Source organism: Salinimonas lutimaris, assembly GCF_005222225.1.
GTDB classification, from domain to species: Bacteria; Pseudomonadota; Gammaproteobacteria; order Enterobacterales; family Alteromonadaceae; genus Alteromonas; species Alteromonas lutimaris.
In genome coordinates this window covers 929,740-951,289 of the sequence record NZ_CP036536.1, presented here as the reverse complement: position 1 = coordinate 951,289, position 21,550 = coordinate 929,740, and the positions used below count along the sequence as shown (strand labels likewise).

Genomic DNA, 21,550 nt, shown 5'->3' with positions numbered 1-21,550 from the left:
TAGCCCGGCTACCAGCTTTTATGGTCGTTGGCCTGTTTGCTTAAAAACAGCACTTCAGTATGTGCGATGCGATCCTGCAGAGATTGCCGCTGCTTTGTGTCTAGCAGAACCAATAGCGTTCCCAGTCCGCCGAAAGAAAAAACCAACCGTATTATCAATCGCTTCCATGTGACCGGCTCATCAAGGGTAGAAAAGATTCGTAACCGCCAGGCCCGCATGCCAATGGTTTGCCCGCCATTTCTCCAGAACCACAGAAAAAAGCCGATCACCCAGGCGCCCACCCAGCTTTGAATGAGCAGCTTGTACTGCCACGAATGCTGAATAAGACTGGCGGGATCACTGTACCCTTGCAGGCTCAGCCATTGATTAGACAACGCAATGAGTAATACTACAATCAAGACCATGGCAGCACACATCGCCACCGCAACTGCCACCAGAGTATCGTAAATCAGCGCCGCCAGGCGGCGGAAAAATCCTGCCCGGACAGGCCCGTCACCTTCCCTGTTCATCGACTTACTAACCTGCTTTGCCACAACTAACCCCGCAGTATAAAAGGCAAAAATTGAGTGTGCCATATTACCTGCCTGTTGCAACTACAATGGCCCCTGTTGGACCGGTGCAGCGGACATATATTTCAAGTAATCGGACACCCACAGCAAATCCTACCGCTGATGTGCTGGACACCCACTACAAATAATCAGACACCCATAACAAATCCACCGCTGATATGCTGGACAGCCACTTCAAATATCCAGACACCCACAACAAATCCTACCGATGATGCGCTGGACAGCCACTTCAAATAACCAGACACCCACAGCAAATTCCACCGCTGATGCACTGGACATCGACTTCAAACAGCCAGACACCCACAGCAAGTCCCACCGCTGATGCACTGGACAGCCACTTCAAATAGCCAGACACCCACAGCAAATCCCACCGCTGATGCGCTGGACACCCACTACAAATAATCAGACACCCATAACAAATCCACCGCAGATATGCTGGACAGCCACTTCAAATATCCAGACAGCCACTTCAAATAGCCAGACGTCCACCCAGGTTCATGGAACCCAACGATGCAATTAATAACAATTATCATTTGCATATTTATTAAAGTTCCATAAAATATGCAAAAAAATTTCGAGACTAGGGAATTTCGGTTTGAAAAGACACACACTTGCTATCGTTATTGCTGCTGCATTTTCTGCTAACGCTGTGGCAGAGAAAACCTCTTCGGTTGAGCACCTGCAAATCTGGGGAACAAAAGTAAAAAGCTCCTCGGTTTATGTGGGCGAACAGGCTATTGCTTCTAAGCAGGCAGAACACCTGAGCGACTTACTGCGCGATATTCCGGGTGTGGATGTAGGAGGCACGCATTCGCTTAATCAGCGTATTAATGTGCGTGGTCTGGATGATACCGACCTGGAAATTCTTATCGATGGTGCCTCCCAGAATAATTTCATGTTTCATCACATGGGCAACCTGAACATCAATCCTGATATTCTGGAGTCTGTCGACATTCAGGTTGGCTCAAACTCAGTCGTGCATTCTGGCTTAGGTGGCGCGCTGGAATTTCGAACTAAATCAGCCAGTGACATGCTAAGCGGTGATGACCAGTTTGGCGGGCGCGTACTGGCTGGTTACAACAGTAATGACAGTCAGTACCTGACATTAACTGGGTATGGCCAGCTATCTGACAGTGTAGATGCCCTGGTTTATGGCTCCACGATGAACCGCAACAACTTTGAAGATGGTGCGGGCATTCAGGTACTGGGTAGTGATGGCACTATTGATAACGCTATGGCAAAGCTGGGTTGGGACATTGATCAGTATCAGCGCATTTCAGTGAAATATGATACTTATAAAAACCATGGTGACTACACTGCCCGCCCAGACATGGGTGTGCGTACCAATGCATCGATTGGTGGTGGAGAAGTGCCCTTATACGATACCCATTTCGACCGTGATACATTAAGTGCATCCTATGAACTGGATCTAGGTGCAGCTATTAACCTGCGCGCCGACTTGTATAAAAACGAATCGGATCTGTGGCGCTCTTACGAAGGCTCAGAAACTGCCGGAACATCAGATAATACTGGTCTGACTCTGATTGCAAACTCTCTGACAACCACCGCAGACATCCGTCATCAATTCACTTATGGCGTTAAATGGATTAAGTCTGAAAATGATAGTGTTAGTACCAGCAATGGGGAGATCACTTATGGTCGGGAAGAAACCGATGACACCGGTGTATTTATAGAAGATGCCATTGATTTTGGAAACGGCCTGGTGATTACACCAGGGATTCGTTATAACCACTATGACAAGTCATCTCAGGTATTGCCTGGTGTACAAACCTGGACTGACTGGCAAAAAGGACTTGGCGCGGAATATGCCATTACCCGTGAGCTTAGTGTTCATGCCAGCACAACCGATCTGTTCAAAGGTCCTCAGCCGGGCGAAATTTTTGTCAATGAGCAGGCTAATAAAGTCCGTAACCCTAACCTTCGTCCTGAAACCGGCCGCAACACCGAAGCCGGTTTCCGCTATGCTGCAGCCAATGTTTTGGGCGCCGATGAGTTCCGCGTGGCGGCAACCGCATTTGAAACCAAAGTTGACGACTATATTGAGGTTGTTGACTACCCCGAAGATGACTGTGTGGGCCGCGGTTGTCTGGAATGGGATCAGAATATCGGTACCGTCGAAATTGATGGCTTTGAAGCCAGCGCTTTTTACGGCATCGACGCTTTCAGTGCTCTGTTAACATTTGCTAAATCAGACTCCGAAAAACAAAGCAATGTAGTTACCAGTGAGCCTTTGGATCGTGAGGTAGGTGACAGTGCAGGTCTTACCCTGAAATATTACGTCATGGACTACAACGTTGATTTACGCTGGCAGTGGCAAAAAACGTTTTCTGAGGGTGAAAAAGAAGGCTACCAGGTACACAACGTAACCGCGGTATGGATCCCGCAGCAGTTTGATCATAGGCTGAACATTACTCTAGGTGTGGATAACTTGTTCGACGAACTGTATGTATCACATGCCTCTCAAACTGGCTCAGCAAACCATCCTGTGTTTGGCTTTCTGCAACTGGACGATTATGAACCAGGCCGGAATATTAAGGTGTCAGCGTCTTATAAATTCTGATAAAACAGCCGGTGCACACACGACTGTGCACCTTTTAGGCACTTAATCAGAAAAAGGATAAAAAGTGCTTGTGCATCAAAGCGACATCGCTATAATGCATGGCTCATCGATAGCACATCTATCCATGCCAGTGTGGCGGAATTGGTAGACGCAGCGGATTCAAAATCCGCCGGCCGCAAGGCTGTGCCGGTTCAAGTCCGGCCACTGGTACCATCTACTTTTACCCATTGAAGTAGAATACAAACCGACGCAAGTCGGTTTTTTGTTTTCTGCGCAATACTTATCTTTTTTCAGCCTGTCTTTTCGAGTTTGGCGGAGCATGTCGCAAAAGCGTTCTTCGATAATATCACGGTTTCTCAGCATCCCCTGGTGGATATTTATAGGGCTTGCAATTACCGCTTATCAGATTTGCAACACAGTGCTACCTACAACAGAGACTGGCAACCACGTGATAAACAATCTGCTGGCAGCCGGACCGGATGCCGCCCCTTTTATCTCTGGCTTTTTTCTGCTGTTTGCTCCATTTGCTTTTATACGGGGTCGCCGCAAAATGCAGCGTCGATATAAACGGCAAAGTCTCAGCGCAATCAAGGCGCTGCACTGGCGTCAGTTTGAGCAATTGGTTGCCGATACCTATCGCCGCCAGGGTTATCAGGTTCGTGAAGGGGATAGTGGAGCTGACGGCGGTATTGATCTGACCCTGTACAAAGGAAAAGAAGTTGTCCTTGTCCAGTGTAAACAATGGAAATCACGTAAGGTTGGTGTAAGCATTGTACGGGAGATGTTCGGTATTCTGGCTGCATCCAATGCTAGCCAATTTGTTATCGTCACCTCTGGAGAATTTACCCAGCAAGCCCGTGATTTTGCATCTGGCAAACCGGTTACACTGATAAACGGGGCTCAACTGACCAGGATTGTATCTAAAACCAGAGCCTCGACAACCGCCTGCGAAGCCCCGCTATGCCCCCGTTGTAAACAAACGCTGACAACGCGCAAAACAACACGCCACCGACATCACACTACAACAGTATTGCGCTGTTCAGCGTACCCGAAATGCAGTTATACCTTGGCAACCAGATAAACCCGGGGATAAAGGTCTTTAGTCTGAAGTTCTGAGATTCTTTGCATCAAATAAAAGCCGGCGACCGATGCCTGTATGGCAGGCTGACAGTGAACCGGTGGGGTCGGCTGGCGTACTAATATCGCTTTATCAATGCTCAATGAACTACATATAATTAACAGGCTGGAAAATGGATAAAATAACAACAACTAATGAAGCCCGCCAAAAGCGCTACGAACAGGTATACGCCAAGGGTGTTCATCAAACTAGACTGTTAAGAATGCTAGTTATTCTTGCTGTTATCTATACTTTTTATCTTGCTAAATCCTTGCTGATCCCCCTTTTCTTCTCAGCATTTATCGCATTACTGCTCAGCCCACTGGTAAGTATTGCGCGAAAATTTTATGTGCCCCGCACTATTTCTGCCGCTGCGCTAATGGCATTACTGGTTGCCCCATTCACTTTTCTGGGGCTTGAACTGGCTGAACCAGCAGAGCGATGGATGGAATCATTACCAAAAATTGCTGCAGAGATTACTGAGGAAATCGATGAATTCAGTCATCACCTTGATACAGAAAAGCCCGTAGCCGAAGCCCCGGTTGAGGAAGACAAGTCCTTTTTCGATTGGTTTGGCGATGACGACGAAAAACAGCAAGAGCCTGAGCCCAAACAGGACAGTAATTCGGTGACGGAAAAAATTAAGCAAAGCGGTATAGAAATGGGCCTGACCTTATTTGGTAATGCGCCGCTGCTACTGGCGCAGCTATTAGCCTGCATAGTCTTTATCTTTTTCCTGTTGGTTTACGGGCCGGGCTTATTTAATGTGTTTATCAAAAACTTTCCTGTGGTCACGAATAAACGACGGGCGCTGATATTGGTTCATCATATCCAAAAAGAACTGTCTGGTTACATTGTTACCATCAGCATGATTAACGCCTGCCTTGGGCTGGCCACAGCCGCTGTATTTACCTATCTCAATGTTGATGATGCATTGTTGTGGGGAGCCCTGGTTGCACTGATGAATTTTGTCCCCTATCTGGGCGGACTGGCCAGTTGCACCATTTTGCTGGTTGCCGGAGTGGTTCAGTTTGGTCTGGTTAGCGCAGCGTTTCTGCCTGCAGGTTTATTTCTGGCGATCAATGTTATCGAGTCACAACTGGTGACCCCAGCGGTGCTTGGCCGAAGTATGCAGCTAAATCCGCTTATGATTATTTTGTGGTTATCCATTGCCGGTTGGCTGTGGGGCGTTGTAGGAGTACTACTCGCGGTTCCTATTTTGATGAGCTTTAAAATCATTCTGGAAAATCTGGGCGTTTTGCCTCATTGGGTAAAGCTGATTGCTTCCAAGTAGTGAGAAAAATAGCCGGGCACCCATCTCTCTGGCATGTGAAATCGAATACCCGCGCGCAACGATCTATGCCCCATATAACGATCGTCTTTACCGGGCCATTATTCCCATGGCCCGGCTTTTATTCAAAAAAAGAAGTCTATCAAATTAACGTCTGATGTAAGTGTTCATACACGTCTCGAGTACCTTTGAAGAATATAAATATGGGTGTCTATTTGTTCTGCCAGAACAACAGTCATCATCGCTGAAAAACTAAACAACCAGACACCCATCATATTCCCCGGCTCAGAATCATCAAATAGTCGCCATTGCCCATCAATTCAAGCGCTCTTGTCTGACTGTCTTACGATGGAAGTCCATAAAAGAAAGTTCCCCGTCACATCAATGCATAGGTGGTGTTCACAATGAGCTTATTAGGGGTATCTGCGAGGAATAACGTTAAGATGGGTAGCTGGTTATTTTCTACAAAAATTAAAAAAGATTTTGATGTGGGTGTCTTCTTATCCTCTTCTTACCCTTCTTCAAAAAAGAAGCCTATTAAGTTAACGTCTGATGTGAGTGTACATACACATTTCGAGAACTTTTGAAGAATATGAGTATGGGTGTCTATTTGTTCTGCAAAGCCCCTCTCCTTGTCGTCGCTGGAAAACCCAACACCCTAAAAGCAACCAGACACCCACCATATTACCTGACTCAGAATCATCAAATAGTTGCCATTGCACACCTGTTCGAAGGCGTTTAACTGGCTGTCTTACGGTGGGTGTCCACAAATAATAACGTCAAGATGGGTGTTTATTAAAATTGCGTGTGAAGATAATCGAGTGGGTGTCTGGGTATTTTGTAAAGACAGAAATCAACGGCGTTAAAAACAAAAAAACGCCCGGGACGGTGACGTCAGCGGGCGTTTTCAAATTTAAAAAACTACTGATCTTCTAACGGAGTATTTTCTGTCACGGGTACCGCATTAACATCGGTGTCTAGCGACTCTACGGCATTGCGTACACCGGCGGCGTAGTCCGGATGTACTTTTTCTAATACTGCGTACCAGCGTTCTTTAACGCCATCAGAACATGGCCCCATTGCTGCTGCATAGTTGTTGTACAAACGCTCTTTTTGTTCATCAGAAAACATCTCATACAACTTACGCGGCTGCTTATAGTCTATGTCCGACTCTTCCTGATAATAACGGTCTGCATCGCCATCAATTCGCAGCGGCGGCTCTTTAACTGTTTCATCAGCCACCGGACCCTCGTATTGGTTTGGCTCGTAATACGCATTCGGATTTCCAAAGTCATTGGTAAAGAAGCGCATGGCACCATCTTTGTGATAGTGATTCACCTTGGCATTTTTTGGCGCATTGGCCGGAAGGGCTTCGTAATGGGTTCCCAGACGGTAGCGATGCGCATCAGCATAAGAAAACACCCGAGACTGCAACATCTTGTCAGGACTGAAACCAATTCCCGGCACAATGTTTGACGGGCTGTAGGCCGCATTTTCAATCATCTGAAAATAGTTTTCCGGCACCTTATTCATTTCCAACTCCCCCACCTCAATCAGTGGGTAATCGTCGTGAGGCCATACCTTGGTAATATCAAACGGGTTGTATTCCTGCTGACCAGCTTCTTCTTCAGGCATAACCTGAATGTACAAGGTCCACTTAGGAAAATTGCCCGCTTCGACGGCATTAATCAGGTCTTCCTGATAAGACTCACGGGTTTTACCAATTAGCTCCTCGGCTTCCTGGTTTGTATAGTGCTGGTGACCCTGTTGTGTTTTAAAATGGAATTTCACCCAGAATCGTTCGCCTTGTGCATTCCACATACTAAATGTATGCGAACCATAACCATTCATATACATTGGGTTTTTGGGAATGCCGCGATCAGACATGAGTATAGTGACCTGATGTACAGATTCAGGCTGTGCCGCCCAGAAATCGAACATCGCTTCCGGGCTACGCAGATTGGTTTTTGGGTGGCGCTTTTGCGTACGAATAAAGTCAGGAAATTTGTATCCGTCGCGAATAAAGAAGATAGGTGTGTTGTTGCCCACCATATCCCAGTTGCCCTGCTCTGTATAAAATTTCAAGCTAAATCCGCGAACATCGCGCTCAGCGTCCGCGGCGCCCTGTTCGCCGGCAACGGTTGACCAGCGGCTAAGTACATCTGTTTTCTTGCCAATTTCAGAAAAAAGATTAGCGCAGGTATATTTAGTAATGTCGTGGGTGACAGTAAAGGTTCCTTCCAGTCCCCATCCCTTAGCATGAACAGTACGCTCTGGAATACGTTCTCTGTTCTGGTGCGCTAACTTTTCAATTAGCTGATAGTCATCAAGTAGCAGAGGGCCTCGCGCGCCCGCTGTTTTGGAAGTTTCGTTAGTCGGTACCGGTGTGCCTGCTGATGTGGTGAGCGTTGGCTTTTTCATGAAAACTCCTTAAGTTATCGAACAGCATTGCTACGCGGCAACAGCATATATTGATTAATCGTTTTTCTATTCCTCCGGCTTTTAAAAACCTGATTAACCCGCCGCGCAATCAGCAAACAATACGCTCAAATTAGTTATCTATAGTTATCAGTCAATTAGCTCAGCATGACCTACCCTGAATATAAAACAGGCCGCCTGAAAAGGCGGCCTGAAATACGTGGTTAATCCCTGTTGTTCAAATGACGTTACAGCCTTGAAGGGCGGCTATGCGGGTCCCCCTCCACATGGTCTTTTGATTTACGCTGTACCGGTTTTCCAGCCATCGGCGGCTCTTCAGCTCCAGCGTTATCCCAACTCCCCTCTTCTGTCCAGGGATCATCATCGGGAAATTCTTCGATATTGATTTCTTTAACCGTGTAGTCCGGTTGATATCGCATATCGTAACGAGCGGCCCTGACAATAGACATACATAGCATCAAGGCCACCGCGAGTAGCGGAACCCCACCTATAATAGAAGCGGTTTGCAGCGTTTCCAGTCCGCCCACAAACATCAGTACAATAGGCATAAACGACAACGCGAAGGCCCAGAACAGACGATTCCAGCGCATCGGCTCTTCATCCACTTCTTTTTGCACTACAGCAGCAAGAATGTAGGAGATAGAATCAAATGTAGTGGCCGTGAAAATAAGGGCCAGTAAGGTAAAGACAAAAATGACCAGATAATCCATCGGCAGAGTATGCAGCATGGCAAAAATAGCCGCCGTAGGGCTTTGCTGGTTTAAAATGCTCACTACATCCAGTTCACCGGAAAGTTGCAGATACAGGCCATAATTACCCATAACCATGAAAAATAAGAAGCAGCCCATGGTACCAAAAAACATGGAGCCTGCGACCATTGCACGAATGGTACGGCCGCGGGATATACGGGCAATAAATAATCCTACACTGGGAGCAAAAACCAGCCACCATGCCCAGTAAAAGATAGTCCAGTCTTGCGGAAAGTGAGTATTTTCAAAACCTTTAAACTCTGCAAACGGCTCCATCCAGGTTGCCATGTGAATCAGATTGCTTAGCACCCGGCCCAGCGCGTCCAGTCCTGTATTAGCCATAAACAAGGTCGGACCGACGATAAAGATGAACAAAAGCAATCCGATAGCCAGCCAGAAATTGATGTCGGAAAGCATTTTAATGCCCTTTTTCAATCCAACATAGGCGCTGTAACCAAAAATTGCCGTACAGGCCAGTAACACTATCACCTGGGTGGCCAGCGATTTGGGTACGCCAAATAGCTCGTGCACCCCTTCATTAATCAACGGAGCGGCCAGGCCCAGCGTAGTTGCACCGCCGCCTAGCATGCCAAAGATAAAACTGACATCAATCACCTTACCCAACCAGCCGTGCGCCATCTTCTCACCGATAACCGGCATCAGTGCTTCTGATATTTTTAGTACGCTGTGATTACGCACATAGTAAAAGTAGGCAATAGGTATGGCCGGGATCAGGTAGATAGCCCAGGCTAGTGGCCCCCAGTGAAAAATACCGTACGCTGCCGCCCACTCGGCCGCTTCAGGGGTTTGCCCTTCTACATGAAAAGGAGGAGACTGGTAGTAATACACCCACTCAATCATCGACCAGTAGAGGATTGAGGCACCGATGCCGGCGCAAAACAGCATAGCCGCCCAGGATACAATGGAAAATTCCGGCTTTTCTTCAGGATCGCCGAGCTTAATCTGCCCGATATCACTGAAGATGATATACGTCATGAAGCCGCCTGCCCCTACGCCCAGCAGCAGGTACAAAACACCTAGTTTGCTGGTAACAAAATCTTTGGCAGCGGCAACCCACTCCGCTCCCTGATCGGGGAAAATCACTAACGGCAAGGTTACCGCCAGGAGTAGAAAAAGTGACCCGAAAAACGTGGGTTTGTCGATCGCGTCGAACGCGTTTTCCTGTCCAGATTTTGACTTTGAAGCGGATTTCTCTCGGAGTGTCTCGCTCATACATCATCCTTTGTTATCATTATTAACACATATGAATACAACGAGTTGTCATTGAGCCACTGGTCTGGCTGAACGATTCAGCCTGTGCAGGTGCCCTTGTTATTCGTTATTGCTGATACCAGCCACAAATGCAACAACGCCCCGTCGCGTCTGTTTCTTTCTGCCGCTTAAAAATGGGCTTTATTTTCATAATAATCCGGGCCTCTGAGATCCCGAAATATCACTGTAATATCAAGACCATCTTCAATACGCGGTCGTAATAGATCATCAATCAGAGCAGCAACAACCGTTTTGACTTCCTGACCGCGATCAAACCACATGATTTCAATTAACGGATACGCCGGGGAAGCGCCTTCCAGCACTAGAAAGTCACTGCCGATACACTCAAAAGTAAAATGATCATGAGGAGTATCAGTGACCTCTGCCATTTTATTTACTATTTGCGCGGCGACCTGTTCAAGGGTCGACTTATCAACCCCATGTGCACGGATGTGTGGCATTGTATTTCTCTATGTAAAAAAGGCCGCGTATTCTAACAAACATTTTATACCTGACTGACATACGATTAAGATCATGCTTTACGAACGATTCGTATACAACCGGTATTATTTTCAGTCGGTTTATTAAGGCGTTATATGATCAACATACCACAGAGCAGAGCCACGGCTGCACTGCAAACAGCATTTATCGCAGATACCCTGGCTATGCCAGTGCACTGGTATTACAACCCGGCAGATATTTTTAAAGCGTTTCCTGGTGGCATTAAACAATTTGAGGACGCACCGGACTTTCACCCATCATCTATTATGTCGCTGCATTCCACACGTCAGGGCGGCAGAGCCACCACATCGCAACACCAGAAGCAGGTTGTTGGTGATGTGATTCTAAAAGGCCGACAGCATTTTTGGGGTCAAGCCAATCTGCATTATCACCATGGAATGAAAGCCGGAGACAATACACTCAATGCACATTGTGCCCGGCTGGTATTGCGCTGCCTGGCCAAAGGCTACAGCCGCGAAACATTTTTAGACGATTACATTAGGTTTATGTGCGCGGATCCCCCGCCGCATCCGGATACCTACGCCGAATCTTACCACCGGGGCTTTTTTGCTAACTATATTCAAGGCACTCCCCCTATGAAATGCGCTGCGATAACCCACGATACTGCCTCTGTTGGCGGTCTGGTGACCGTAGCGCCACTTATCATTACCTGCGCATTTCAGGGCCAGCCTCTGTCGTCTGTTCAGAAGCTGGCCAGGGCACATCTCGCCCTCACCCATCCTGATGACGAGCTGGCGCGGGTGTGCAATTACTATGCTGAGCTGCTTGTCAGGCTTATGACCTGTGAGCCCGACACCGCAACAGACATTCTTGAGGATATCGCCCGGCGATCGGTGAGCCTGTCGTTATCAGCGCTGGTAAAGAAAAACAAAAGTGACATGGAAGTGGTGGGTCGTCAGTTTTCTCCGGCCTGCTACATTTCAGATGCCTGGCCTTCTGTGCTGTACTTTGCATATCGTTATCATCACAGCGCGCACCAGGCTCTGATCGCCAATACTAATGTGGGCGGTGACAACGTGCACCGCGGCTTTATACTGGGCACCATAATGGGATTGATTGCTGGCAGTGCGTCCGACTCACTGTTTGGTCAGCTAAGCGACAATGATGCGTTACAACAGGAAATCAGCAATGCCTTTTCTCAAATTAAGGCGCCTGTGTTATAAGGTGCGCCAGCCAGAATCATGCCGGGCGTCATGCCCTGTATAATCCCATCGCTTTAAGAGGAAATGTATGACACGTATGGTCGTTATTGCTGCATCGAGCCTGCTGGCAGGTGTTGGTTTACCTTCACACAGCGCCCCTGACTCTGCCCAGAATATTGAAAAAATTGTGATAGAAAGTGCGGCAACTGCCAACGACAAACCCGTGGGTACGTTCAACTCACCGGTGTCGAATCTGGAATACGACCCGCGGGTCGACTTGCAGTCACGCAATATGGCCGAGGCTCAGGCAGATGTGACCATTCGTGGCGGTATTTTTGAAAATACCGGATTCAGGGTAGGCAGCGCCACATTATACGATCCACAAACAGGTCATTATTTTGCAGAAATTCCGGTGGCGCCCGAGATGATCAGCAGCCCGGTGGTCATGACCGGCGTAGACAATGCTTTATACGGGATGAACAGTTCGGTGGGCACCATTTCCTATGGCTGGCGGCCGGTGCGCGACGGCGGCAGCGTATCAATAGGCGCCGGTAACAATGCGTTTCATTTGCAACGCTTACACAGCGCCACTACCTGGCAGTCGCTTGGTTCCTCTGACTGGCAACTGGGTCTGGAAGGTGAGGTTTCTCATTCACAAAGCGATGGCAGTATTGACAACGGTGACCATGATTTCCAGCGCGCCACCGGTCGCGTACAGTTACTCAGCGCGCATTCTCAGACCGACATGTTTGTGGGTTATCAGGACAAGTTTTATGGCTGGCCGAATATGTATACGCCATTTAATGTCAATGAAACCGAAAGTCTGCAAACCCAGCTGTTTATGCTGAATCACCAGCAAGAATATGGCACTGATAGCAACGTAGAGGTGACTGCCTACTATCGCAATAACAAGGATCACTATGTTTTCTCCAGAGAGGATCCTGACAGCTTTGCTGCCTTTCATGAAACCGATGTTAGTGCAATTGCCATGGCCGGCCATCATCAGCTCAATGCACCGCTGGCGGTCAATTACTCGGCCCAGCTGATGGCCGATCGAATTCGCTCCACTACGCTGGAAAATCTGTTTACCTCGCGGGACTACTACACCATTAGCGTGGTACCAGAATATACTTTTAGTCTGGACCACCAGCAACAACTTGCGGTGCGCTTAGGGGCTAAGTTTGACGATACCAACCGGGATGATTCACGCCTTTCGATGATAAGCGATATTCACTGGCAACAGGCATTACCCGGCAATGCCAGTCGTTCGGCTTACTTATCCTATACCGAGGCAACCCAGGTTGCCGGTTATACCGCCGTAGGCGGCAACACGACCAGCGGGCTGTTCAGAAGTAATAATCAGCTGCAGCGTGAGGTCAGTAAAAATCTGGAAACCGGGATGGCGGTCGATTTACCGGGCTGGCGGGTAGACGCTGCAATATTTTATCGCTGGGATAATGAGTTAACCGACTGGACATATCGCTTTGATGCGACCTCGGCAAGAACCGCTAACCCCGTTGATATCAAAACGCTGGGGCTGGAGTTTATCGGGGTAAAGCGCTTGCAGAATGTCGATTTGGTGGCCAGCTATACTTATCTCAACAAGTCTGAGAACTACCGTGCGCAGGATATTGATGCCAGTTTTTATGCGCTGAATTATCCGCCACACCGGGCCACCCTTGGCGCCGTCTGGTTTATCACTGACGCATTAGAAGTACAGATTGATAATGAATGGCGTAAGCAGGAAAAAAACCGCTTACGGAACAGCAGTGATACCGCCTTTTTTACTCAAGTGACCATCACCTATACAGCGCCGACGATCGCCGGGCTGAGTATTGTGGTCGCCGCCGACAACCTCTGGAATGAGCGTTTTGAGGAGATTCCCGGCACACCGGGTCGTGCCAGGCAGCTTTCCGCCACGCTCACCTACGCCTGGTAAACAACCTCAAGGTGCGGTTAACAGCTACCGCGCCTTGCTTTATCCCTTCATGCCGTCGCGTTCACCAAATCGCCACTCAACTTCAGAGTCTGTTTTTATAACTGTGTGGTAAAAGTTATCTCTAATTCCCATCATTAATAGTGGTATGCTCTATATGCATTAATAAGAATAAACAGTAACAACGATGAATACTGTAGGGCGTAGCTTATCCGATGTTGGCATCACTTTCGTTGATTAAACCTTTTTGTAAAAATTCTCATCTCTTCGTCATCCTCTTTGGCTTTTTGAGCGGTATTATCTGGTCTGCCACCGCCGAACCGCTATTAAACACCCCCCGGTTTGAGCACCTGTCAACTGATAATGGTCTGTCGCAGGACTCGGTTAACGATTTACTGATAGACAGTGATGGTTTGCTGTGGGTGGCCACCGAAACGGGGCTCAACCGGTATGACGGCCACCATGTTAAGCACTTTACCGGGCTGAATAATGAATTTGCTGATGATGGCATTTACGCGCTGTTTGAAGATGAGCAGCATAATCTGTGGGTCAGTACCTTCAGCAGTGGGGTTTATACCGTTGACCGGCAGACAGGCAAAAGCGAACGGGTTCTGGCGATTACCTACAAGGATCAGCCATCCTGGTATCAGTATGCCTCGCACTTTATTCAGGGTCCGGACAACAGTGTTTATATTGCCTATGATCATCTGGTCGTCCGGTACCATTTAGCCAGCAAGACCTGGACAACCGTTTTTGACTTGCTGGCACAGCATAAAACAGCAGGTGAAGACGATGTTATCCGCTTTTTGAACCTGTTTGACGATACCTTATTTATTGCCACCTCAACTGGCCTGTTTACCTACCACCAACCCTCGAAAACGATTAGAAAAGCCGAATACATTAATGCCAGCGACGTAAGTATTGACCAACATAATGCTAAGCATATGCTGACGGACAGGCTTGGCAACCTATGGCTGGGCACTGTAGAGGGACTGTTTCGTTTGTCTGCTGGTGAGCTGGCGCAATTTGCTGCCGGCCATTCACCGTCTCCGCAGGCACAACAGGTTGTAGAGCGACTAAATATCTGGGACATGGTGCCGATTAACAATACCCTTTATTACCTGGCCACAGATCAGGGGTTGTTTACCTTTGACACTGAAACCGAAGCGCTCCAGCAGATATTCCAGCCATCTGACTCTAACTTACTGATCACCAATAATAACCTGACTAAAATAGCGCCAACTGTTAATAATCAGTTATGGCTGTCCACCACCACATCAGGGGTGTTGCTATGGACCCCCCGGTCGCTGCTGTTTAATAATGTGTATGCCAGTAAAGCAACACCGCATCAGCTAAGTAATAACATGGTGCTCGACTTTCATCGGCAGGATGATACGTATTTGTGGGTTGGCACAAATAATGGCCTCAACCGTTATAATACGCGTACCGGGCAAATTGAGTCCTACCTGGTCTCTGCGGATAAGAAAGCGGTGACCTCATCCGGCTCGATATATATCATCAGGGAAGGCGAAGATGACTGGGTGTGGCTGGTGACCTATGACGGGATGGTCAAGTTTGACCTTGCCAGTAAACAGGTGATTCCGTTATCAGTCAGTGCCCCAGCAGCGGCTCAGTTTGATGCCACCGAAGCCTATGACATTCTCAGGTTATCACCTGATCACTACATTGTGGCGTCTGAAAAACGTTTTCTGCGCTTTAATACAGCAAGCAATACCATGATTATCGACGAAGTGCTTTCCACAGCACTGGATACCAGTCAGTTTTACACGTTTATTGCTGATTATCAGAGCCGTTCAGACTCGGTGCTGATTTCGATGACTGGCGGTTTATGGCGCTATAACGTTAAGAACAGCAAGCTAACAAAAATACATGACACCCGGCATATTCAGTCTGAATATGTGATTCAGCCTACCGAAGCCATTCTTGATGACAACAATCAGCTTTGGATCAGCTACCCAGGTCACGGGCTGTATGTCCTGAATGCAAGCACCTACGAGCCAGTACATTTTTTTGATACATCCAATCTGCTGCCAACCAACATTGTATTCAGTCTGACCAAAGATGCGCACGGATATCTGTGGATGGGCAGTCATAAGGGCCTGTTGCAGCTTGACCCTAAGAGCTTGTCATTGAAGCAATTTACCACCAAAGAAGGGCTGGTCAGCAATGAATTTAACTGGGGTGCTAAAGTAACCTTGAATAACGGGAACATGGTTTTTGGTTCCCAGAAGGGCTTTACGGTATTTGACCCCGACGCATTTGAACAAAGCAGCAGTATAATGCCAGCCACCCTGATTACCGACGTCAGTCTGATTTCCAGACAACTGGAACTGGGAACCGGTAGTAAAAACAATAGAACCGTGGAACTGGACCATAACGATATTGGCCTGACAATCCGTTATTCAGATATGCAATTTGACCTCACTAATACCGGGTACTATCAATACGAATTACAAGGTGATATGCAGGTCTCCTACCCGCCCACCCGTGCCACAGAAGTTACCTTTCCCCGCCTGGATCCTGGTGAGTATACTTTTACGGTTCAGCGCTTTGATATGGCTAGCAATAAAAACGGGCCAATAGCCACCCTTGTCATCAATGTGGCTTATCCTTTATTCGCCTCGCCCGCTGCCTACTTGTGCTATTCGGTGTGTTTGATTGTCACATTTGTCTTTATTGCATGGCGCAGACAAATACACAGAAATACCTTAAAAGCGGCACATATCAGTGTAGTCAGAAATAAAAATCGTTTGTCGATGGCGCTAACCGCCAGCAACACCCGAATCTGGGAGTGGCGCCAGGATACGAATCTGTTGAGTCAGGACAGACTGAATACAGAGCTGGGTTACTCATCGTTAGACAATACGATTGATTTTGAAGCGCACTGCGCACTGATTCACGCCCATGATATAAAAATGTACCTGAATCAGTGGCGCAGTGTTTTGTGTGAACAGCATAAAAAACTGGATGTTACTTACCGGTTAAAGAACCATATCGATGAGTATGAATGGTATCGTGATGTGGGTTCATTAGTGTCTGCTGATGACGCTGGTGGCACGGTGCGAATGGCCGGCACCTATTCAAACATTACCGAATCCATCAATACCCAGACTAAAGCACAGTTGTATGGTGAGGCATTTGAACACACCCGGGACTGGGTGGTTATTTTTGACGGCTCCCTGCACCCCATCATTGCCAACCATTCCTTTAAAGAAGCACTGGGATTTTGCCCGGAACAGGACATCGCCTCACAGCTGGATAAAGTACTGTCAGGCCAGAAAACGTTGTTAGATAAGGTATTATCAGCCATGAAGCAGCTACAGCCGGCCGAGCACTGGAACGGTGAAGCTGAGATACGCAGTTTATTAGGCAAACAGTACCATGTAACAATTGGTATTACAGCAGTGGGTAATATCAGGGATGCACTGGAAATTAGCCGGTACCTGGTGATTTTGTCTGATATTACTGAGCAAAAAGATGCCCAGGGGGCCCTGATTCAACTGGCCAATTACGATAGCCTGACCGGGCTTCCAAACCGTTCGTTGTTATTGGATCGCATTCAGCATGCTTTTGACCAGGCCACGCGTGATAAGACAGCCATCGGTCTGTTTTTTATCGATCTGGACAGATTTAAGCAAATCAATGACAGCCTGGGTCATGATGCCGGTGATGTGCTGTTGCAGGAAGTGGCACTGAGACTGCAAAACCTGCTTCGACAGTCTGACACCGTGGCACGGCTTGGCGGCGATGAATTTGTTGTGATGATTGAAAAAGTACAATGCGAGCAGGATCTGAGCTATCTGGCCGGCGAAATGATACAAACCCTGGCTAAAAGTGTGACACTGAAAAATCAGGTTGTGAGTGTTTCAGCCAGTATTGGTATTGCAATGTATCCGGAAGATGCCAGTACACCGGCAGAGCTGCTGAAAAATGCGGATATTGCTATGTACCATGCTAAAGAGCTGGGTAGCGATAATTTTCAGTATTTTACCAGCCACATGAATGAACGGACAAAAACAAAGCTTAAGCTTGAACATGCGGTAAAACATGCTTTTGCCAGCCAGCAGTTTATTAGTTATTACCAGCCGATTGTGGCATGTAAAACCGGACAGGTTGCCGGCTTTGAAATGCTTATGCGCTGGCCTGTTGAGAGTGGAATGGTCGCCCCTGACGTGTTTATTCCGGTAGCAGAAGATATCGGGCTGATTGAAGATATGACCTTCATGATGATTGAGCAGGCAGTGCCACTGCTAAAGCACATTCAGTCACTGGACACCCACTATTATTTGTCTGTTAATCTGAGCGCTAAGCATATCTCCCGCTCGCAGCGCGTTGATGAAATTGTGCAGCTTTTAGCACGGCACAACGTACCGACCAGCGCCATCCGCTTTGAAATTACCGAAAGTGCGCTGATGTCTGATTATGAAAGTGCCATGGATACTATCGCGGCCATGAAGAAAAAGGGGTTTATTATCGCTTTGGATGACTTTGGCACGGGTTACTCTTCGCTGAAGTATTTAAAAGATTTTCCTATCGATATTCTTAAAATTGATAAAACTTTTGTGAAGGATATCGGTGTTAACGCTGGGAATGAGGCGATTATTCTGGCTATTTTAAGAATGGCTGAAAGCCTGAATATTCAATGTATTGCAGAAGGTATTGAAACCAGCGAGCAGGTGAAGTTCTTTCAGGCTGAGCAATGTGAATACCTACAGGGATACTTCTATTCCAAGCCAGTTTCTGAGTCTGCGGTTTATGAATTGATACGCGAAGGTGATGTCGCCAAACTGCTTTCATAGCAAAAGCGTGGACATCCGTAAATCGTTTGGACACCCACTCAAATTCTTGGACATCCACCAGTTATTGATTCGCAGAAACGCTGCGGACTATGGTGACGGGTCGTCACTTCTATTTTTATACCGAATAACTCCCGGACACCCACTAATTCCTGGGCACCCTTCAGTGCAGAGACCTTGCACTTATAGACAGTCACTTTTAGAAGTAAATTGTACTTACAGACAGTCACTTTTAGATGTAAATAGAACAGCTTCCGGCCTTCACTGTTTCAATTTCGTTTAGCAAACAGATGAGAGCCCAAAACAAGTGGGTGTCTAAAATACGACCTCTGTCGCTCAACTATCATATTTCCACGACCAAATGCTTTACATTTTCGCTTACAAACATTTACAGTTCATTTGTTTTCGATTTAACATATTTGTCATATTTTTAATTTAAACGTAACTTTTGCTGCAAAGATCCAACAATAAGGATGTTTTAGGCTAGTTAATACCCCTTACTTGATGTCATCCGGTATGTGGTTAAGCGCTTATTCTTTGTCTTAAAAGCACTTCTGTCTCCCTACAAACAAAAGGATGAATTATGTCACTTCAATCTGAACCGACATTATTGCGGCAATGTATTGCTGAATTTATTGGTACCGGGCTGCTTATTTTTTTTGGTGTCGGCGCGGTCGCCGCTCTGGTGCTTACCGGTGCTACTTTCGGGCAATGGGAGATCAGTATTGTATGGGGACTAGGTGTGGCAATCGCTATTTACTGTACCGCTGGGGTTTCCGGCGCGCATATCAATCCAGCAGTAACGATAGCGTTAGCCATGTTTCATGGTTTTGAGAAACATAAGGTCATTCCCTACATTGTTGCACAAATGGCAGGCGCTTTTTTTACCGCAGCCCTGATATATGGGCTCTACAGTAGCTTGTTCACTCAGTACGAGTCAGTAAACCAAATGTCACGCGATAGCCTGGACGCTCTGGCCACAGCAGGTATTTTTTCTACTTTTCCTCACTCAGCCCTGTCATTTGCAGGCGCGTTTGCGGTGGAGTTTGTTATTACAGCTGTACTGATGTTTGCCATTCTGGGCCTGGGTGATGAAAATAACGGTGCTTCGCGCGGCGCGCTTAATCCTTTATTAATCGGTATTCTCATTGCGGTAATCGGCTCTTCGTTAGGGCCCTTGACAGGCTTTGCCATGAATCCGGCCAGAGATTTCGGACCCAGATTATTTTCCTGGCTGGCGGGCTGGGACTTTGCCCTGACCGGCGGCAAGGATATTCCCTATTTCATCGTTCCGATTCTGGCGCCTGTCTTCGGAGCCTGCTTTGGGGCGTGGCTGTATCCGACACTGGTCGGCACGTCGCTGTCCGACGAAGGTCAGGGCTGTACTATTCCAAATCAGTGTGATGAACCGCCAATAGAAAATAAGATGCGGGAAGCAAACTAACGTTTATATGAGTGAGAAAAAGCCTCTCTGTTGCGCGACATTTTATGTCACAGAGAGGTTGATAAGACTTGTTAAATCCTCTAGGTTAGCGCGCAAATTACCTTGTGGAGAATAATACGTGTTTCAACTTATTGCCGTAACCGTATTATGGGCTTTCTCGTTTTCGCTGATTGGTGAGTACCTGGCAGGTAGCGTAGATAGTTATTTTGCCGTGCTGACCCGGATTGTATTGGCTTGTCTGATATTTCTGCCATTTTTAAAACTTTCAGCACTGTCACTTAAGCAAAAACTCACTTTGTCTATGCTTGGCGCATTTCAGTTAGGCATGATGTATATCTTTTTCTATCATTCCTTTTTGTTTCTGTCGGTACCCGAAGTATTACTGTTTACCATTATTACTCCGCTTTATGTGGCGCTGCTCAATGATGCTTTATTTGGCCGATTTACCCCATTTCATTTGTTATGTGCCTGTATCGCCATGGCAGGTGCAGCGGTTATCCGCTTTCAGGGTGTAAGTGACAACTTCTGGATTGGCTTTTTTATTGTCCAGGGAGCCAACCTTTGCTTTGCCTTTGGTCAGGTGGGTTATCGAAAACTAACCTCAGTACTTTCCCCGGACATACGCCATCATACGATTTTTGGCTGGTTTTATATCGGCGCACTGGCGGTGGCGCTCCCTGCCTTTTTCCTGTTTGGTAATAGTAGTCAGCTTCCGCATAACTCCACTCAGTGGAGTGTATTGGTATGGTTAGGGATAGTGGCCTCGGGGCTGGGTTATTATTTCTGGAATCAAGGGGCACTAAAAGTCTCTGCAGGTACGCTGGCCATTATGAACAATGCGCTGATTCCTGCAGGCTTGGTGGTAAATTTGCTGATTTGGCAAAAAGATACTGATTACACAAGACTGGCATTGGGGGGTTGTATCATTGCCGTTGCTCTGTGGCTGTCTCATAAAAAAAGTGCAGCAACGCCACACTGATGGGCAGCGCTGAAATCGATATCAGCGATTCAACTCACAACGCTGATACCGACTAGTCATGGCATAGTCTTTACGCGGACCTGAAACATGCCAGTACGCTTCCCATCGTGGCCATTGATTGAGATCGTATTTTACGATGTAGTGATCGTCGCCACAAAGGTGTTCGGCGTGGGGGGAGGCCACCGAAAAGCGATGGAAAAAACGGCGATCCTCAAATAGCACATCAATATGCTGTGTATCTGCGGATGTCCAGATATACGACCGCTGAGCCTGAAACGACGCCCCTTCAGGCGTGGTTACCTGACCACTTTCCCGGTACAGTAACTCCTCATCCTGCCATGAAAACACCGCTTTTCCGGTAAAACAGAACATTTGACCATTCTGCTGCTCTATCTGGCGCTGAAGGAGCCACTGCCCGGCAAATTGTCGTAAAAAAGATGAATCTGCGTGTGCATCACCTTGATAGTCATTTGTCTGGCTGCTGTTTTTTGAAAAATTCACGCTTTCTGCCTGTACTGCAATTTGAACCGAACTATAAAATCCGACAGTACAGATGGCAAACCGGATTTGTACCTGCCGTGCTCAATCAGGTGGCTGTCCAACTAATTTGCTTACTAAACAGATGTCATTTAAAGGCTTGTATTAATATGATGAATAAAGATTATACAGTTTGTGTGTCTGAATCATCACTG

The 21,550-nt window shown here is 47.2% G+C and carries 13 protein-coding genes and 1 tRNA gene; 9 read left to right on the top strand and 5 right to left on the bottom strand.

Translation table 11 applies throughout. The features are described 5' to 3' along the window. Positions 1 to 8 precede the first annotated feature (8 nt). On the bottom strand, positions 9 to 509 hold the full coding sequence (locus EZV72_RS04045) for an RDD family protein (RefSeq protein WP_137168653.1): 501 nt from the start codon (positions 507 to 509) through the stop codon (positions 9 to 11). 655 nt (positions 510 to 1,164) lie between these two features. Here EZV72_RS04045 and EZV72_RS04040 point away from each other — a divergent pair. The 4 genes from EZV72_RS04040 to EZV72_RS04025 all read left to right on the top strand — a co-directional run bounded on the left by EZV72_RS04040 (position 1,165) and on the right by EZV72_RS04025 (position 5,561). Next, positions 1,165 to 3,150 (top strand): TonB-dependent receptor domain-containing protein, encoded by a 1,986-nt coding sequence (locus tag EZV72_RS04040; RefSeq protein ID WP_137166027.1) that lies wholly within the window; start codon positions 1,165 to 1,167, stop codon positions 3,148 to 3,150. A gap of 126 nt (positions 3,151 to 3,276) precedes the next feature. Beyond that, a tRNA-Leu gene (locus EZV72_RS04035) sits at positions 3,277 to 3,363 on the top strand. Between the two features lie 235 nt (positions 3,364 to 3,598). Further along, complete coding sequence (locus EZV72_RS04030) at positions 3,599 to 4,231, top strand: restriction endonuclease (protein ID WP_175405041.1); 633 nt, start codon at positions 3,599 to 3,601, stop codon at positions 4,229 to 4,231. Positions 4,232 to 4,490: 259 nt separating this feature from the next. Continuing rightward, a complete protein-coding gene (locus tag EZV72_RS04025) occupies positions 4,491 to 5,561 on the top strand; it encodes an AI-2E family transporter (protein ID WP_408640836.1) in 1,071 nt (356 codons plus the stop codon). A gap of 918 nt (positions 5,562 to 6,479) precedes the next feature. Here EZV72_RS04025 and EZV72_RS04020 read toward each other — a convergent pair. The 3 genes from EZV72_RS04020 to EZV72_RS04010 form a co-directional block, all read right to left on the bottom strand. Beyond that, a complete protein-coding gene (locus EZV72_RS04020) occupies positions 6,480 to 7,979 on the bottom strand; it encodes a catalase (RefSeq protein ID WP_137166024.1) in 1,500 nt (499 codons plus the stop codon). A gap of 245 nt (positions 7,980 to 8,224) precedes the next feature. Continuing rightward, positions 8,225 to 9,979 (bottom strand): BCCT family transporter, encoded by a 1,755-nt coding sequence (locus tag EZV72_RS04015; protein ID WP_137166023.1) that lies wholly within the window; start codon positions 9,977 to 9,979, stop codon positions 8,225 to 8,227. Positions 9,980 to 10,146: 167 nt separating this feature from the next. Then, positions 10,147 to 10,479 (bottom strand): DUF1904 family protein, encoded by a 333-nt coding sequence (locus EZV72_RS04010; protein WP_137166022.1) that lies wholly within the window; start codon positions 10,477 to 10,479, stop codon positions 10,147 to 10,149. 135 nt (positions 10,480 to 10,614) lie between these two features. Here EZV72_RS04010 and EZV72_RS04005 point away from each other — a divergent pair, with 135 nt between their 5' ends. The 5 genes from EZV72_RS04005 to EZV72_RS03985 all read left to right on the top strand — a co-directional run bounded on the left by EZV72_RS04005 (position 10,615) and on the right by EZV72_RS03985 (position 20,858). Then, complete coding sequence (locus EZV72_RS04005; RefSeq protein ID WP_137166021.1) at positions 10,615 to 11,703, top strand: ADP-ribosylglycohydrolase family protein; 1,089 nt, start codon at positions 10,615 to 10,617, stop codon at positions 11,701 to 11,703. A 67-nt stretch (positions 11,704 to 11,770) separates the two neighbouring features. After that, positions 11,771 to 13,621 carry a TonB-dependent receptor plug domain-containing protein gene (locus tag EZV72_RS04000; protein ID WP_137166020.1) on the top strand — a complete coding sequence of 617 codons (1,851 nt, stop codon included), beginning with the start codon at positions 11,771 to 11,773 and terminating at the stop codon, positions 13,619 to 13,621. Positions 13,622 to 13,833: 212 nt separating this feature from the next. Then, entirely contained in the window at positions 13,834 to 18,438 is a 4,605-nt protein-coding gene (locus tag EZV72_RS03995; protein ID WP_137166019.1) for an EAL domain-containing protein, read from the top strand. A 580-nt stretch (positions 18,439 to 19,018) separates the two neighbouring features. Next, on the top strand, positions 19,019 to 19,879 hold the full coding sequence (locus EZV72_RS03990; RefSeq protein ID WP_137166018.1) for an MIP/aquaporin family protein: 861 nt from the start codon (positions 19,019 to 19,021) through the stop codon (positions 19,877 to 19,879). Positions 19,880 to 19,997: 118 nt separating this feature from the next. Then, a complete protein-coding gene (locus tag EZV72_RS03985; protein WP_137166017.1) occupies positions 19,998 to 20,858 on the top strand; it encodes a DMT family transporter in 861 nt (286 codons plus the stop codon). A gap of 21 nt (positions 20,859 to 20,879) precedes the next feature. On the opposite strand, the gene EZV72_RS03980 is transcribed toward EZV72_RS03985, so the two are convergent. Beyond that, a complete protein-coding gene (locus EZV72_RS03980) occupies positions 20,880 to 21,359 on the bottom strand; it encodes a DUF6314 family protein (protein WP_175405040.1) in 480 nt (159 codons plus the stop codon). Positions 21,360 to 21,550 lie beyond the last annotated feature (191 nt).

Coding starts and splice junctions, on each gene's coding strand:
- EZV72_RS04045 (WP_137168653.1), bottom strand. CDS start 509: ATGAACAGGGAAGGTGACGGGCCTGTCCGGGCAGGATTTTTCCGCCGC.
- EZV72_RS04025 (WP_408640836.1), top strand. CDS start 4,491: ATGCTAGTTATTCTTGCTGTTATCTATACTTTTTATCTTGCTAAATCC.
- EZV72_RS04020 (WP_137166024.1), bottom strand. CDS start 7,979: ATGAAAAAGCCAACGCTCACCACATCAGCAGGCACACCGGTACCGACT.
- EZV72_RS04015 (WP_137166023.1), bottom strand. CDS start 9,979: ATGAGCGAGACACTCCGAGAGAAATCCGCTTCAAAGTCAAAATCTGGA.
- EZV72_RS04010 (WP_137166022.1), bottom strand. CDS start 10,479: ATGCCACACATCCGTGCACATGGGGTTGATAAGTCGACCCTTGAACAG.
- EZV72_RS04005 (WP_137166021.1), top strand. CDS start 10,615: ATGATCAACATACCACAGAGCAGAGCCACGGCTGCACTGCAAACAGCA.
- EZV72_RS04000 (WP_137166020.1), top strand. CDS start 11,771: ATGACACGTATGGTCGTTATTGCTGCATCGAGCCTGCTGGCAGGTGTT.
- EZV72_RS03995 (WP_137166019.1), top strand. CDS start 13,834: ATGTTGGCATCACTTTCGTTGATTAAACCTTTTTGTAAAAATTCTCAT.
- EZV72_RS03990 (WP_137166018.1), top strand. CDS start 19,019: ATGTCACTTCAATCTGAACCGACATTATTGCGGCAATGTATTGCTGAA.